Origin of the sequence: Streptomyces sp. NBC_01546 (assembly GCF_045208355.1) — a bacterium.
Classification (GTDB): Bacteria; Actinomycetota; Actinomycetes; order Streptomycetales; family Streptomycetaceae; genus Streptomyces.
Genome location: NZ_CP109379.1, coordinates 2057819 through 2072957 on the forward strand (window position 1 = coordinate 2057819; position 15139 = coordinate 2072957).

Genomic DNA, 15139 nt, shown 5'->3' on the forward strand with positions numbered 1-15139 from the left:
CCCGGGTGCAGTCACCGAAACCATGAAGGAGTTGGCTGACGGCCTCCCTCGTCTTGTAGATTCGTATGAAAGGCAGGATGCAACGACCTGCCCGATTTCCAACGGCAACATTCGAGACAGATCGGCGGCGACATCATGCGGCTGCGCGCACTGCTGGAAACCGAGGCGCTGGGGCTGCGGCTGCTGGGCGGCGAGGATGAACTCGACCGGACGGTCCGCGGGGTCATGACGACCGACCTGCGTGATCCCAGCCGATACCTGACCGGGGGCGAGCTCGTCCTCACTGGCCTGGCCTGGCGTAGAAATTCAGCCGACTCCGAGCCGTTCGTACGAATCCTCGCGAGCGCGGGCGTCGCCGGGCTCGCCGCCGGCGAGGCGGAGCTGGGAGACATCCCGGATGATCTGGTCTCGGCCTGTCTGCGCAACCGTCTGCCGCTGTTCGCCGTGAACGAGGACGTTGCATTCGCCACGATCACCGAGTACGTGGTGCGGCAGGTCTCCGGAGAGCGCGCGGGCGATCTCGCGGCCGTCGTGGACCGCCACCGGCGCCTGATGACCTCGGGTCCGGCGGGCGGTGGACCGGATGTGGTGCTGGATCTGCTCACCACCGACCTCGATCTCCGGGCCTGGGTGCTGTCCCCCACCGGCCGGCAGATCGCCGGGGCGGGCGAGCCGCTGGCACCGGGCGTCTGCGCGGCCCTGGCGAGTGAGCACCTCGCGGCGGTCCGGACGGGCCGCAGGGGACCGCACCGGATCTCCATTCAGGGTATTACCTACTCGCTCTTCCCGATCAGGGGACACGGCCGGGGCGCCACCGGGCCGGGCTCCCGGGACGTGCGCGAGAGCGTGCTGTCGGACTGGCTGCTGGCCGTGGAGGCGGACGCGGGCGACTGGCCCGCCGAGCGCCTGGACCTGCTCCAGGGCGTCACCCAGCTGATCGCCGTAGAGCGGGACCGGCGCGACGCGGCCCGCACGGTGCGCCGCCGTCTCGCACAAGAGGTCCTCGAACTGGTCCAGACGGGTGCTCCGCCCGCCGAGATCGCCGCCCGCCTGCGGGTGGCGGCGCCGGTGCTGCTGCCCGGCCTGGGCGCGGCCCCGCACTGGCAGGTCGTCGTGGCCCGGGTGGACTGGGACGGCGGGGACATCCCCGGCGGCCCGGTGGCCCAGTCGCTGCTGGAGGAGATCCTCGTCGACCCGTCCGTCTCGGGGCCGGAGCCCTCGGACCGGATCGCCGTCGCCCACGCCGGGGACGAGGCCATCGCCCTGGTGCCGCTGCCCTCGCTGACCGGGGAGGGCGGGGAGGACAAGGGCCCCGACTCGGCCCTGCACGCCGACGAGCTGCTCTCGGCCGTACGCGACCCCCTGCAGGCCGGTCTGGCCGACGACGGGCGGCTCACGCTGGGCGTCAGCGCGGCCGTGCACTCCGCCGAGGGGCTGCGCGGGGCGCTGGAGGAGGCCCGGCACGCCCGCCGGGTCGCCGCGGCCCGCCCGGGCCGGGTCTGCGCGGCCGGACACCACGAGCTGGCCTCGCACGTGCTGCTGCTGCCGTTCGTGCCGGACGACGTGCGGCGCGCCTTCACGGCCCGGCTGCTGGACCCGCTGCGGGACTACGACCGGCGCCACCGTGCGGAGCTGATTCCGACGCTGGAGGCCTTCCTGGACTGCGACGGCTCCTGGACCCGCTGCGCGACGCGGCTGCACCTGCACGTCAACACGCTGCGCTACCGGGTTGGGCGAATCGAGCAGTTGACGGGGCGTGACCTGTCCCGGCTGGAGGACAAGCTCGACTTCTTCCTGGCACTGCGCATGAGCTGAGAAGATCCGCCCCGGGGCCGACGGGTTCCGGCCCGGGGCGGCTGATGATCCGTCCGGACTTTGTGAAAGAGTTCACCCGACCCCTTGGCCGGAGCCGCAGATCCGTGCTCTCATTTCGCCCCAGGGCTCAATGATGTGCTGCTTGGTTGCTTCGGGGAGGGCAATGTGGCGGATACCGCCATGTCGGGTGCCGGAACTACCGGGGGAGAAGACCCCCTCCAGCGGGCGATATGGCGGCTGCGCTCGCGCGGCTGTTGGACCGACGCGGCGGCGCTGCTGACGCCGCACCTGGGAAACGCGGGAGCCGCCGTGCAGCGGACCGCGCTGCTGGTCGAGCGGTGCCTGTTCACGGGTCAGGGCTGGGCCGAGGCCGAGGACGCGCTGCGGGTCGCCGAGGCGGTCGCGCAGGACGACGACGACCGCGGGGCGGCCGCGTGCGAGCGGGGCCAGCTGGCGTACGCCGCGACCGTGCTCGGCGTACGGGACCGGGCCGACGAGGCCCGCTCCGCGCTGGGCCGGGCGGCGGCCCTGCTGTCGCCGGGGTCCCGGACCCGTCCGCTGCTGGACTTCCGGCGGGGCCTGGTCGCCGAGCATCTGGCGGACGCCCCGCAGTCGGCGCGGCCGGCGTACCACCGGGCCCATGCGGGGGCCGAGGCGCACGGGGACACCCTGCTGCTGTCGTTCACCTGGCGGCACCTGGCCGCGCTGGCCCTGCGGGACGGTGAGGTCGCGGAGGCCCGCCACGGCTTTCTGGAGTCCCTTCGGATCCGGGAGGAGCTGGGGTTCCTGATCGGCACGGCCCCGGCGCTGGCCGCGCTGGCCGAAGCCGAGCCGGAGCCCGAGGCCGCCCGTCTCCGCGCTGAGGCCCGCCGCCTGTTCCACCTCCTGGGCGGCATCCCCACCTGGCTGGCGGACCAGCTCCACCCCGCCCCTTCGCCCGCGGCGTAGCCACCGGCACCCACACGGCGCTCCGCCCCGGGTCAGGGGGCGGAGCCCGTGAAGTGTTCGCGGACCAGGGACTCCACGACCGGGAGGTCACCGGCGGTCAGGGCCTCCAGCAGCGCCGCATGCTCCGCCGCGTCGGCGACGAGCTCCGCCCGCCGCACCCGCGGAGCGCCCGGCAGGGGCCACTGCGCCCGCCGGTGGAGGTCCTCGGCCACCTGGACCAGCTGGTCGTTCCCGGCCAGCGCGAGGATCTCGCGGTGGAAGGCCCGGTCCGCCTCCGCGTACCCCGGTACGTCGCCCGCCGCCGCCGCCTCCACCGTGGCGGCCGCGGCCGGCCGCAGGGCCTCCCACGTCGCCGCGGGCACGGAACGGGCCAGCCGGAGCATGACGGGGACCTCGAGCATGGCCCGTACCTCGGCCAGCTCCGCCAGCTCGCGCGGCGTGCGCGACAGGACGCGGAAGCCCCGGTTCGGGAGGCATTCCACCGCCCCCTCCAGGGCCAGCTGCTGCATCGCCTCGCGCACGGGGGTCGCGGAGACGCCGAAGCGGTCGCCCAGCGCCGGACCCGAGTAGATCTCGCCCGGCACCAGCTCACCGTCGACCAGCGCCGCGCGCAGCGCGTCGAGGATCTGTCCGCGCACCGAATGGCGCAGCACTTTCCGCGTCTGAGCCGGTACCCGGGCTCGGGCCGTGTCGTGCACTCGGTCCTCCTCGGGATGTCGGCCTGTCCCGAGGATACGGCCTGATCGAGTTCGGGTAAGGTAAGGCTAACCTGTTAACGATCGCGCGATTTGGTGGTCCGTCATGACCGTCACGGCCGTTCACCCCGCCGTCTCCTCCCCGGTGGCGGACGCGTACGCCCGGCTGGCCGAGGCCTACGCCGGGCTCCTGGTCATCGAGCGGTCCGCGCACGACCCCGCCCCCAGCGGTGCGGGCTGGGTCGGCGCGGACGAGCTCGCGGCGGGCGGACCGGCCCTGGACACCTTCCTCGCCTGGGACGAAGCCCAGGTGCTGCGGGACTACGGGCAACAGGCCCGCCCCGACGTGGTCGCGAGCTTCGGGCTGCACCGGTACGCGTGGCCGGCCTGCCTGCTGATCACCGTGCCGTGGTTCCTGCACCGGCGGGTCCCCCGGCTCCCGGCCTCCCGGGTGGCCTTCCACCGGACGCTGGGCCGGATGGCCGTACACGTCGAAAGTTTCTCCTGCCTGCCGGACGACCCGGCGGCCGCTCTCCCCGGGGCCCGGGTCGTGCCCGACGAGGAGGCCCTGCGCGCCGAGGTGCGGGCTGCGGTGGCCCAGCACCTCGAACCGGTGCTGGCAGGCTTCGGCCCGCGCATGCGGCGCGGCCGCCGCGCCCTGTGGGGCATGGTGACCGACGAGGTCGTCGAGAGCCTCTGGTACGTCGGCCACCTGCTCGGCGAGGAGCAGCGGGCCATGGCCGAGCTGGAGGCGCTCCTGCCCGGCTCGACCGCCCCGTACACGGGGGGCGCGGGATTCCGTACGCTCGCCGGGCCGGACGGCGGCGAGCTGCCCACCCGGGACCGGGCGAGCTGCTGCCTCTTCTACACGATCCGGCCGGACGACACCTGCGTCACCTGCCCCCGGACCTGCGACGCGGACCGTATCGCCCGGCTCACGGCGGCGGCCGAGGCAATCCCGAGCTGAACCCACCCCCAAGGGTGACGCTATTCGAACTCAACTCAGCTCGTACGGGCGCCAGTTCGAGCTACAACACCCTATCCGGCGGGCCCCGCCCCCCGATGGCGTCCACTTGCCCCGAAACCGGCGTGCCGGGCCGATCCGCTGCGCCACTATGGCGCCGGAAGGCCGCACACGCGAGGCAGAGGCAAGGGACACCCGCATGAGACTGACCGACATATCGCTGGACTGGCTGCTGCCCGGCAGCCTGCTGATCCTGGGCGTACTTGCGGCAGTTGCGGTACTGGCCCGTGGCAAGCGCGAGAGCGAGAAGGCCGCTGCCGACGACAGCTGGGAGCGCAGCGAGGAGCGCCGCAGGCGCAAGGAGGCCGTCTACGGCACCGCCTCCTACGTCCTGCTCTTCTGCTGCGCGGCGGTCGCCGCCGCGCTCTCCTTCCACGGGCTGGTCGGCTTCGGGCGGCAGAACCTCAACCTCTCCGGGGGCTGGGAGTATCTGGTCCCCTTCGGCCTCGACGGCGCCGCCATGTTCTGCTCGGTGCTCGCCGTCCGCGAGGCCAGCCACGGTGACGCGGCCCTCGGCTCGCGCATGCTGGTCTGGCTGTTCGCGGGGGCGGCCGCCTGGTTCAACTGGGTGCACGCACCGCGCGGGATGGGCCACGACGGGGCCCCGCAGTTCTTCGCCGGCATGTCCCTCTCGGCGGCCGTCCTCTTCGACCGGGCCCTCAAGCAGACCCGCCGGGCGGCGCTGCGCGAACAGGGCCTGATCCCCAGGCCGTTGCCGCAGATCCGGATGGTCCGCTGGCTGCGGGCCCCCCGGGAGACCTTCGGCGCGTGGTCGCTCATGCTGCTGGAGGGGGTGCGCACGCTCGACGAGGCCGTGGACGAGGTGCGCGAGGACAAGAAGGAGAAGGAGAACGACCGGCACCGCAGGCGGGAGCAGCACCGCCTGGACCGTGCGCACATCAGGGCACTGGGCCGGCAGCACCGGGCCTTCGGGCGGACCCGCGCCCGCCAGGTCGACCTCCCGGAACTGACGCAGGGAGCGGGCTCCGCGCCGGTCGGCGCGGAGCCGGCCATACCGGATTCAGGACAACTGCCCCCGCGCCGAAGGCCCTCCCTGCAGGCCGTCAGCAGGACCGAGTCCCTTGAGGTGACCGGTCCCCGGACGGTGGACCTCACCGCCGAGGACGACACCCAGACGATCCCGCGGCTCGATTCGCTGGAACGCAAACTCAAGGACCTGGAGCAGCAGTTCGGCTGACCGGTCCCGGCCCCGGACCCCGGAGGGCTCGCCCGCTCAGGCGAGCCCTCCGTCCAGTTCGAACCAGACCACCTTGCCGCGGCCCGGTTCCACCACGTCCACGCCCCACGCGTCGGCGAGCGCCTGCACCAGCACCAGCCCCCTGCCGTGCGTACCGTCGTCGGCGGTCGGTACGTACGGCAGGGGCCGCCGGGAGGCGTAGTCCCGGACCTCCACCCGCAGCCGGGCGGCGGCGAGGCTCGCGGAGACCTCCGCGCCCTGCTCGGTGTGGACGAGGGCGTTGGTGACGAGCTCGGTGACCAGGAGTTCGGCCACCTCCGCGGCGTCGGCCCGGCACCGGTGGCGCAGTAACTCCCGTAAAGAACGCCGGACTTCACCCACGGCCTTCAGATCCGCCCGGCGCACGCTCCGGCTGATCTCCAGCGCGTCCGCCGCTCCCCCGTCCTCGACGGAGGGCTCCCGCGGTACCGGCCGGCCCCTCTTCCACAGTTTCCCCGTGTTCGCCCCCACCCGCACGGCGGTCTACCTCCCGCGTTCATTGCTCTCGAACAGGTCTACGGGATGCATGCCCCCCGGACCGGTCCGCACTCCTGCGGGCTCAAGGGCGCGGCACGTTGCGGAGGTTGGATCGAGCCATCTGGATCATCCGGCCCACCCCGCCGTCCAGCACGATCTTGCTGGCCGAAAGTGCGAATCCGGTCACCATCTCGGCGCTGATCCTCGGCGGAATCGACAGGGCATTGGGATCGGTCACCACGTCCACCAGAGCGGGTCCCTTGTGCCGGAAAGCGTCCTTCAAAGCCCCCGTGAGCTGCTTGGGCTTCTCCACTCGGACCCCGTACGCGCCCGCCGCGCGGGCGATGGCGGCGAAATCGGGGTTCTTGTTCGCCGTTCCGTAGGAGGGCAGGCCGGAAACCAACATCTCCAACTCGACCATACCGAGGGATGAGTTGTTGAAGAGGACCACTTTGACGGGCAGGTCGTACTGCACCAGGGTGAGGAAATCTCCCATCAGCATCGAGAAACCGCCGTCACCCGACATCGACACCACTTGACGGCCCCGGTCGGTGAACTGTGCGCCGATGGCCTGCGGGAGGGCATTGGCCATGGAGCCGTGACTGAAGGAACCGATGATGCGCCGCTTGCCGTTCGGGGAAAGATAGCGCGCCGCCCACACATTGCACATGCCGGTGTCGACGGTGAACACGGCGTCCTCGTCGGAGAGTTCGTCGAGCACCGAGGCCACGTACTCGGGGTGGATGGGTGTGTGCTTCTCCACCTTGCGCGTGTAGGCCTTGACCACCCCTTCCAGGGCGTCCGCGTGCTTCTTCAGCATCCTGTCCAGGAAGCGGCGGTCCGTCTTGGCCTTCACCCGCGCGTTCAGGGCGCGCAGGGTCTCCCGTACGTCTCCCCAGACCGCGAGGTCCAACTTGGAGCGGCGCCCGAGGTGTTCGGGCCGGATGTCCACCTGGACGATCTTCACGTCGTCGGGGAGGAAGGCGTTGTACGGGAAGTCCGTGCCGAGCAGGATCAGCAGATCGCACTCGTGGGTCGCCTCGTAGGCCGCGCCGTAGCCGAGGAGCCCGCTCATACCGACGTCGTACGGATTGTCGTACTGGATCCACTCCTTCCCGCGCAGGGCGTGCCCGATGGGCGCCTTGACCCGGCCGGCGAACTCCATCACCTCGGCGTGCGCCCCGGCGGTGCCGCTGCCGCAGAAGAGCGTGACCTTGTCGGCCTCGTCGACGAGGCGGACAAGCTTCTCGATCTCGCCGTCGCCGGGGCGGACCGAGGGCCGGGCGGTGACGAGCGCGTGCTCCACCGACTTCTCCGGGGCGGGCTCCGCGGCGATGTCCCCGGGCAGCGCGACGACGCCGACCCCGCTGCGGCCGACGGCGTGCTGGATGGCGGTCTGGAGCACCCGCGGCATCTGCCGGGGGTTGGAGATCAACTCGCTGTAGTGGCTGCACTCGCTGAACAGCCGGTCGGGGTGGGTCTCCTGGAAGTAGCCGAGGCCGATCTCCGAGGAGGGGATGTGCGAGGCGAGCGCGAGGACCGGGGCCATGGAGCGGTGGGCGTCGTACAGGCCGTTGATCAGGTGCAGGTTTCCCGGGCCGCAGGAGCCGGCGCAGGCGGCCAGGCGGCCGGTGATCTGGGCCTCGGCGCCGGCCGCGAAGGCCGCCGTCTCCTCGTGGCGGACCTGGATCCAGTCGATGCCATCCGTCCGGCGGATCGCGTCCACCACCGGGTTGAGGCTATCTCCGACGACCCCGTACAGCCTGCGCACGCCGGCGCGCACGAGGATGTCGACGAACTGCTCTGCCACGTTCTGCTTGGCCATGGGGGTAGCACCCTTCGGTTCTCCGTCGCGTGTGCCTCCCATCCAGCCATGTATGCGCCGGTTACGCCTCCCAGACCGCGGCGGCGGTTCGGTCGTCGGCGTAGCCCTTGAGCCGGAGCTGGGTGTCCGCGAGGAAGGCCGCGAGGCCGGGCGGTTCCGGCTCGGCCCAGCGCGCGGCGAGCTCGGCCGGGAGGACCGGCTCCTCGCGCATCGGCTCCGCCAGGCCGCCGGAGCACAGCAGCAGGGTGTCGCCCGGGTGGGCCACGGACGCGCGGAACCGGAAGCCCCCGTCGGCGGGATCCGCGGGCTCTCCCGGCTCTGCGGGCCTGCGGGGGTCGGCGGAGCGCTCCTCCACCGGCTCCAGGTCCCGCCACTCTCCGGACCGCAGCCGGAACAGCCCGCCCGCGCCGGAGCCGAAGCACACCCGGGTCCGGCATTCGGGGTCCACCGGGAGCAGCAGGCCGCGCAGTCCGGCGGTGTACGCCTCCTCGGCGAGCCCCAGCTCGGCGGCGCGGGCCCGCAGCCGCCCGTAGCCCCGGTCGGTGAGGCGCTGGAGGCCCGAGCGGAGGGCGTCGCGGCGCCCGGCCCGGATGTCGTCGGCCAGCCGCTCCTGGCTCCGCCCGACGGCCGCCGCGACGGTGCGGCAGAGCTCGGCGGCGGCCTCCGCGGCTCGGGGGCGGCCCGGTCGCCGCCGGCGAGGGCCACCAGGACCAGGGCGTCGTCGCCGCCGCCGAACCGGGCGGTGAGGAGGAAGTCGCGGCGGGCCTCGCCGCGGAACCGGGCGGAGTCCCCGCGCAGGGAGGCGGCACGCAGGGTGTAGGTGCCGTAGCGGGCGCCCTCCAGGACCGTGTCGGGGGTCAGCCCGTCCAGGGCGGCCGGGTCGGCGGGCGGGAGCGCGCCGGGCTCGGCTGCGTAGGTGGGGGCGCGGTCGCCGAGGTGGCGCACCTCGGGCCGCCCGGCGGCGGGCGGCTCCGGCACGGGCGCGGGCGCGGCCCGGGGGCGGCGCGGCCTCGGCGGGCCGCTCCGGGGTTTCGGCGCGCGGCACCTCCCACCGCCACACGGGCAGTTCGGGCGGCGGTTCGGGGGCTCGTACGGGCGGCACGTCCACACCCCCGAGCGCGTACCCGGTGGCGTCCTGCTGCCTCGGATCGCGCGGGGGCGGCACGGCGGCCGAAGGCGGCGCGGGGGCCATCCCGGCGGGGGCGGCGGCGGGGAGCGGCGGGGGCCCGGGAGCAGCGCCTCAGGGGCAGGCGGGGGTTTCGGCGGGGCGGGCGGCGGCGAGGGCCGCACCGGCTCGTGCCCCGGCGCCGAAACCGCTCCCGCTGCCGCTTCCGGCCCCGCACCCGGCCCCGCACCCGGCCCTGGTCCCGGTCCGGGGTCCGTGGTCAGGCCCGCCGCCGAACGGAAGCGGTGGTCCAGCGTGTCCCCCGGGTCGGGTGCCGGTCCCGCTTCCGGGTCCTCGTAGAGCTTCTGCCACCAGTCGTCCGCGCCCTGCTGACTCATGCCCTCATTCTCGGCCTCCGGCAGGGGCGGAAAACGCCGAATGCACGAAAAGGGTCCACCGGGCCGCCGCCCGGTGGACCCTTCCACCCTTACCCGTACGGACTAGCGGACGTCGTACGCCCGCACGACCGTCTGGGTAACGGAGGCACCGTTCGCGTCGGTCAGTTCGACCTTCAGCGACACCTGCTTGCCGGTGGCCCCGGCGTGGTCCACGACCGCGCTCCACTTGCCTGCGCGCTCGCTCACCTTCGCCTCGGTCCAGTGCTCACCGTCGTAGGAGTACGACAGCTTCGCCGACTTCAGCGCGCCGGGCGCGTAGCCCGCGTGTCCGGTGACGCTCAGGCCGATGCTCTGGCCGTTCGCCGCCGCGACCGTCTTCATCCCGTCCAGCGGGGCGGCGTACCGCGGGAAGAGGATCGGCAGCCCCTGCGAGTACGCCGACGCGTCGAGCTTCGAGGTGAAGCCCCAGGTCGTCTGGACCGACGTGGAGCGCTGCCAGACCCGCGCGGGCGGGCCGATCTTCTCGATGGCCTGGGTCAGTTCGTACCGGCCCGCCTCGGCCGGGACCTCGAAGACCCCGAACGGGTACCAGCTCTCGCCGATGACCTCGCCGTCGCGCTTGAGCTGGAGGCTGCCGATGTCACCGAAGGAGCCCGGCTGGGCGGCGTGGCGGCTGTCGCCCCACATGGCGGAGGCGAAGCCGATCAGGTTGCCCTGCCGTTCGGCGGCCAGGGTCTCCTTGCCGGAGAGGTCGCGCGGCGCGACCGGGGCGGTCACCCCGTCGTACCAACTCGCGCCGGTCTTCTGCCCCTTGGTGTAGGTGTGCTGCTCGCCGACCATGAACTCGCCCCAGGGGAAGCTGCTGGAGAGCATCTGGTCCCAGGCCGTGTCCCCGGCGGTGTAGAACTCGGTGCGCTTGCCCGGCGTCGCGACGGTCTCGATCCCGCCGAAGTACACCGCGCTGCCGATCGGCCGGTAGGCGCCGGCCAGGTCGATGAAGTCGGCCGCCACGCCCATGGAGTTGTAGGTGGACTCCACCTGGCCGAGCTCGCGGTCGCGCACCCGGTAGGTGTGAGTGCCCTTGACCTCTCCCGTCTCGGGGAAGGCGAGGGAGTAGACGTACGGGCTGTTCGCGGTGGCCTTCCAGGACAGCGTGACCTTGCCCGCCGCCAGGCGGGCCAGCAGCGCCTTGCCCTCGGCGGACTCGATGGCCAGCGCGGGCAGCGCGCCGCCCGCGTAGCCGGTGAAGCCGACCCAGCGGCCGGGAGCCTCACGGTAGGCGAGCAGCGCCTTGGCGCCGGCGGCCTGCGCGTTCTGTGCGACCTCGTACAGCGCCCCGTCCGTGACCTTGACCAGGACGACCGCGTCCTTGGCGGCGACCGCGGCGAGCTCCCCGGGGGTGCCGGCGCCCGCGTCGACCAGCGGCGCGCTGCCGTTTCCGTCGAGGTTGTCGCTGCCGGTGGACGCGGTGATCGGGTGCAGGACCGGACCGCCGGCGACCTTCAGCTCGGAGACCAGCGGCGCGGCCGCCCGCCAGTAGCTGCCGAACTCGAACTCGCCGTCCTTCGCACGGCCTTCGACGGAGGAGTAGAAGCCGCGGATGGTCCGGCCGCCCGCGGCGGTGCCGGCGTGCAGCCACACGTCGTCCCAGCTGCGGGCGAACCCGAGGGTGGTGTTGCGGGCCTCGGCCGGCTTGTCGGCCTCGACGGCCAGGCGCCCGGCCTTGCGGGCGTCGAGCACGATGGTCGTGTCCTTCTTCACCTCGACCTGCGGGCGGCCGAGGTAGGTGAGGGAGTCGATGAGCCGGTCGTCTCCCTCACCCGCGTCGGGGGTGCCGACGAACGCGGAGAGGAAGTACGCGCCCGGCCGGACCCGGTAGACCTGGTCGACGGAGCCGTCGTTGAAGCGGCGCTCGCCGGTGGCGTCGTCGGTGCCGATCACGTCCAGGGAGGACGGTCCGGCGGCCGGCTTGCCCGCGCGGTCCACGAGCTTGACGCGCAGGGTCACCGTCTCCGGCTCGACGTACAGCGAGAAGGGGGTGGAGACGCGCACGCCGTTCGCCGTGGCGGTGATCCGGCCGGTGACGTCCCCGTACTGGGAGCGCGCCAGCCCGGCGGCCGGGTCGAGGGCGAGCGGCACCGTGACGGTGGCGCCGGCCGGGACGGTCACGGTGCGCCGGTCGAGGCGGGCGACCTGGCTGCGGACGGCGGAGCCGTCGTTGCCGGTGACCTTCTCGACGGCGAGGTTCAGGGTGACCGGCTTGGTGCCCGTGTTGGTGTACGGGACCTGCACGGTCGTCCGGTCGCTGCGGTCCTGCGGCCAGTTGTACGTGCCGCCCTGGACGGCGGGGGCGCCGGTGACGGTGGTGTCGATGGCCGCCTGCACGTCGAGGCGGCCGCCGCCGGTCTCGCGTACGTTCCCGGGCACCGCGGTGTTCGCCGAACCGACGAGGGCCGCCTTGACCTGCTGCGAGGTCCAGTCGGGGTGGCGCTGCTTGACGACGGCCGCGGCGCCCGCGACGTGCGGGGTGGCCATCGAGGTCCCCGACATGCCCTGGTACGCGTACACCCCGCGGCCGCCCGCCGCGGCGGCGGAGATCCCGACGCCGGGGGCGGCGATCTCGGGCTTGAGGGTGTGCTGGAGTCCGGCCGGGCCGCGGCTGGAGAAGACGGCCGTGGTGTCGTCGCGGTCGACGGCGCCCACCGTCAGCACACTGGCCGCACAACCGGGAGAGGAGACCGTGTTGTTGCCGGGGCCCGAGTTGCCGGCGGCGATGACGAAGAGCGGGCCCTGCTGGGAGAGCCGTTCGGCGGCCTCGGCGAGCGGGTCGTCGCAGGCGGTCTGGGAGGGGTCGCCGAGGCTCATGGAGACCACGTCGGCCTTGCTCGCGACGGCCCACTCCATGCCGGCGATGATCCACGAGTCGAGGCCGTAGCCCCCGTCGTTGAGGACCTTGCCGCTGAGCAGTTCGGCGCCGGGGGCCACGCCCTTCTTGGCGCCGCCGCTCTCGGCTCCGGAGCCGCCGACGGTGGAGATGGTGTGGGTGCCGTGCCCCTGCCGGTCCGTGTCGGTGTCCGAGTCGGTGAAGTTCTTCGAGTCGGCGACGCGGCCCTTGAGGTCGGGGTGTTCGAGGTCGGTGCCGGTGTCCAGGACGGCGACCTTGGTGCCCTTGCCGTCGTATCCGGCGGCCCAGGCGGCGGTGGCGTTCACCTGCCGGGTGGAGCGCTCCAGGTTCGCCTGGACCTTGCCGTCCAGCCACAGCTTCTTCAGCCCGCCCGAGACGGAGCGCGCGCGGGCGTCCGTACCGGTGACGTCGGCCCAGAACGCGGCGGCCTGCTCCTTGTCGGCGGAGAGGGCGACGCCGCCGATGGAGCCGAGGACGAGGGAGCGGTCGGCGCCGCGGGGCGCGGGCGGGGCGCTGCGCGCCACGTTCACGGAGCCGTCGTAGACCGCGATGAGCGGGAGCTTCTTGGCGTGTGCGTCGTCGTAGCCCTGCCGGATGAGGCCGGTGACGTTGAAGAGCTCGTGGTCGGCCTTGCCCGCGGCGAGGACCTTCACCGCGCTCTCCGGGTAGACGTAGAGGTCCTTGCCGGACTGGCGGGTCTGCACCACCGGCTGCGAGCCGTCCGCGCGCGGCATGGCGGTGGCGGCCGTACGGCCGGCCGCGTCGGTGGAGACCAGGATCCGGTCGCCGGTGACGAGGGTCACCGTGACGGGCGCGGTGGGCTGCTTTCCGGCTGCCTCGCTGCCCACGAGTGGTCTCTTTCCAGGCGCTCCGTCGCTCGGCTGTGCCGCCGACGGGCCGACGGCGGTGACGGCCAGGACGGCTGCTGTGGCCGCCCCGAGCGTCGTTCGCGATATCGGGCGCATCGCTCTCCCCAGGTGAATTCCGGCCAACTACTGCATTGCACGGCAAAGCTGCCGCGTAAATGGCTTCTGGCCAGCGGATGTTGGTGCTGCGGTGGCGTCACCTTGGCAGAGAGCCGGGGGGTGCGGCGATGATGTCCGCGGCGGGTTTGCGCCGTGGCCGCTTCCCGCCAGGGGCTGCGTGGAGAGGTGGGTGTTCGGGTTGCTGGGTGCGATAGGCCTCGACGAGGGCCAGGAGTCGGCGTACCGCGCGCTGGTGGCGCTGGGGGCGGCGGAGGTGCCCGACCTCGCGCACCGGCTGACCCTGCCGGTGCCGCAGACCGAGCGGGCGCTGCGGCACCTGGAGCGACAGGGCCTGGCCGCCCAGTCCTCGGCGCGCCCGGGGCGCTGGGTGGCGGCGCCGCCCGGGGTCGCCCTCGGGGCGCTCCTCACCCAGCAGCGGCACGAGCTGGAGCAGGCGGAGCTGGCGGCGGCGCTGCTGGCGGAGGAGTACCGGGTGGAGGCGGCCGAGCCGGCGGTGCACGACCTCGTGGAGGTGGTGCAGGGGGCGAGCGCGGTGGCGCACCGGTTCCACCAGCTCCAGCTGGGCGCGGAGAAGGAGGTGTGCGCGCTGGTCAGCGGCCGGCCGCAGGTGGTGACGGGCACGGAGAACGAGGCGGAGGACCGGGCCTCCGTACGCGGGGTCGACTACCGGGTGGTGATCGAACGGGAGGTGCTGACCCTGCCGAGCGGGATCCGCGAGGCGTCGACGGCGCTGGCCCGGGGCGAACGGGTCCGGGTGACGGGCGAGGTCCCGACGAAGCTCGTGATCGCGGACCGGACCCTGGCGATGGTCCCGCTGACGGCGCGCGGCGCGGAGCCGGCGGCGCTGGTGGTGCACGCGTCGGGGCTGCTGGAATCCCTGACGGGCCTGTTCGAGGCGGTGTGGCGGGAGTCGCTGCCGCTGCGGCTGGGCGCGTCGGGCGCGCCCGAGGAGTCGGACGGCGGCCCGGACGCCACCGACCTGGAGATCCTGACCCTGCTGTTGGCGGGGATGACGGACGCGAGCGTGGCGAAGCACCTGGAGCTGGGCCTGCGGACGGTGCAGCGGCGGGTCAAGGGCCTCATGGAGCTGTCGGGGGTCACGACGCGGCTCCAGCTGGGCTGGCACGCGTACGAACGGGGCTGGGTGGCCCGATAGCCCCTGGTCGGTCAGGCTGAGCAGATGGATCTGCCTCAGCTGCTCCTGGTGGGGCTGGTGCTGCTGCTCGGGACGCTCGGGGTGCTGGTGCCGGGCGTACCGGGGACCTGGCTGGTGTGGGCGGGACTGCTGTGGTGGACGCTGCACGTGCGGTCGGCGACGGCGTGGACCCTGCTGGTCGCGGCGACGGCCCTGCTGCTGGTGGTCCAGGTGGTGAAGTGGCTGCTCCCGCCGCGGCGGCTGCGGGGGGTGGGGGTGACCCGCCGGATGGTGGTGTTCGCGGGCGCCGGTGCGGTACTGGGCTTCGTGCTGATCCCGGTACTGGGGGCGGTCCCCGGTTTCGTGGGCGGCATCTACCTGTGCGAGAGGCTCCGCCTGGGGACGCACGGCGAGGCGTGGGCGTCGGTACGGGCGGTGATGCGGGCGGTGGGGACCAGTGTGCTGGTGGAACTGTTCGCGTGCCTGCTGGTGGCGGGGGCGTGGCTGGGCGTGGTGGTGGCGGGGGTCTGACCGGCCCCGGGCTCCGGTCCTAGGACCGGAGCCCGATGCGGCCGGCCGCGGTGCCTGC

The 15139-nt window shown here is 73.5% G+C and carries 11 protein-coding genes; 6 read left to right on the plus strand and 5 right to left on the minus strand.

Annotated elements, in window-relative coordinates; all coding sequences use genetic code 11:
• Window positions 1-135: 135 nt before the first annotated feature.
• Both OHA89_RS09420 and OHA89_RS09425 read left to right on the plus strand, forming a co-directional pair.
• On the plus strand, window positions 136-1815 hold the full coding sequence (locus tag OHA89_RS09420) for a PucR family transcriptional regulator (RefSeq protein WP_266614192.1): 1680 nt from the start codon (window positions 136-138) through the stop codon (window positions 1813-1815).
• A gap of 180 nt (window positions 1816-1995) precedes the next feature.
• A complete protein-coding gene (locus tag OHA89_RS09425) occupies window positions 1996-2763 on the plus strand; it encodes a hypothetical protein (RefSeq protein ID WP_215146407.1) in 768 nt (255 codons plus the stop codon).
• A gap of 32 nt (window positions 2764-2795) precedes the next feature.
• Here the strand turns inward: OHA89_RS09425 and OHA89_RS09430 are convergent, their stop codons facing one another.
• Window positions 2796-3461 carry a GntR family transcriptional regulator gene (locus OHA89_RS09430; RefSeq protein WP_266614194.1) on the minus strand — a complete coding sequence of 222 codons (666 nt, stop codon included), beginning with the start codon at window positions 3459-3461 and terminating at the stop codon, window positions 2796-2798.
• A gap of 103 nt (window positions 3462-3564) precedes the next feature.
• On the opposite strand from OHA89_RS09430, the gene OHA89_RS09435 reads away from it, so the two are divergent.
• Together OHA89_RS09435 and OHA89_RS09440 are read left to right on the plus strand one after the other, a co-directional pair.
• Entirely contained in the window at window positions 3565-4425 is an 861-nt protein-coding gene (locus tag OHA89_RS09435; RefSeq protein WP_406365880.1) for a (2Fe-2S)-binding protein, read from the plus strand.
• 196 nt (window positions 4426-4621) lie between these two features.
• The gene (locus OHA89_RS09440) at window positions 4622-5680 is read left to right on the plus strand and encodes a DUF2637 domain-containing protein (protein WP_257553642.1); all 1059 of its coding nucleotides are present in this window, start codon (window positions 4622-4624) and stop codon (window positions 5678-5680) included.
• A gap of 36 nt (window positions 5681-5716) precedes the next feature.
• On the opposite strand, the gene OHA89_RS09445 is transcribed toward OHA89_RS09440, so the two are convergent.
• The 4 genes from OHA89_RS09445 to OHA89_RS09460 all read right to left on the minus strand — a co-directional run bounded on the left by OHA89_RS09445 (window position 5717) and on the right by OHA89_RS09460 (window position 13394).
• Window positions 5717-6103 carry an ATP-binding protein gene (locus OHA89_RS09445; RefSeq protein WP_257559288.1) on the minus strand — a complete coding sequence of 129 codons (387 nt, stop codon included), beginning with the start codon at window positions 6101-6103 and terminating at the stop codon, window positions 5717-5719.
• Between the two features lie 175 nt (window positions 6104-6278).
• A complete protein-coding gene (locus tag OHA89_RS09450; protein WP_406365882.1) occupies window positions 6279-8021 on the minus strand; it encodes a pyruvate dehydrogenase in 1743 nt (580 codons plus the stop codon).
• Window positions 8022-8082: 61 nt separating this feature from the next.
• Window positions 8083-8469: a hypothetical protein gene (locus tag OHA89_RS09455; RefSeq protein WP_406365884.1), complete on the minus strand. Its 387-nt coding sequence runs from the start codon at window positions 8467-8469 to the stop codon at window positions 8083-8085.
• Window positions 8470-9626: 1157 nt separating this feature from the next.
• Complete coding sequence (locus tag OHA89_RS09460; protein WP_406365886.1) at window positions 9627-13394, minus strand: S8 family peptidase; 3768 nt, start codon at window positions 13392-13394, stop codon at window positions 9627-9629.
• A gap of 199 nt (window positions 13395-13593) precedes the next feature.
• Here OHA89_RS09460 and OHA89_RS09465 point away from each other — a divergent pair, with 199 nt between their 5' ends.
• Window positions 13594-14571: a helix-turn-helix domain-containing protein gene (locus tag OHA89_RS09465; protein WP_215148083.1), complete on the plus strand. Its 978-nt coding sequence runs from the start codon at window positions 13594-13596 to the stop codon at window positions 14569-14571.
• A gap of 24 nt (window positions 14572-14595) precedes the next feature.
• Window positions 14596-15081, plus strand: a complete 486-nt coding sequence (locus tag OHA89_RS09470; protein ID WP_257553647.1) for a DUF456 domain-containing protein — start codon at window positions 14596-14598, stop codon at window positions 15079-15081.
• The last annotated feature ends 58 nt before the right edge of the window (window positions 15082-15139 follow it).

What these genes read in the sequence shown, in the direction of transcription:
- OHA89_RS09420 (WP_266614192.1), top strand. Translation starts at nt 136, where the DNA reads ATGCGGCTGCGCGCACTGCTGGAAACCGAGGCGCTGGGGCTGCGGCTG.
- OHA89_RS09425 (WP_215146407.1), top strand. Translation starts at nt 1,996, where the DNA reads ATGTCGGGTGCCGGAACTACCGGGGGAGAAGACCCCCTCCAGCGGGCG.
- OHA89_RS09435 (WP_406365880.1), top strand. Translation starts at nt 3,565, where the DNA reads ATGACCGTCACGGCCGTTCACCCCGCCGTCTCCTCCCCGGTGGCGGAC.
- OHA89_RS09440 (WP_257553642.1), top strand. Translation starts at nt 4,622, where the DNA reads ATGAGACTGACCGACATATCGCTGGACTGGCTGCTGCCCGGCAGCCTG.
- OHA89_RS09450 (WP_406365882.1), bottom strand. Translation starts at nt 8,021, where the DNA reads ATGGCCAAGCAGAACGTGGCAGAGCAGTTCGTCGACATCCTCGTGCGC.
- OHA89_RS09460 (WP_406365886.1), bottom strand. Translation starts at nt 13,394, where the DNA reads ATGCGCCCGATATCGCGAACGACGCTCGGGGCGGCCACAGCAGCCGTC.
- OHA89_RS09470 (WP_257553647.1), top strand. Translation starts at nt 14,596, where the DNA reads ATGGATCTGCCTCAGCTGCTCCTGGTGGGGCTGGTGCTGCTGCTCGGG.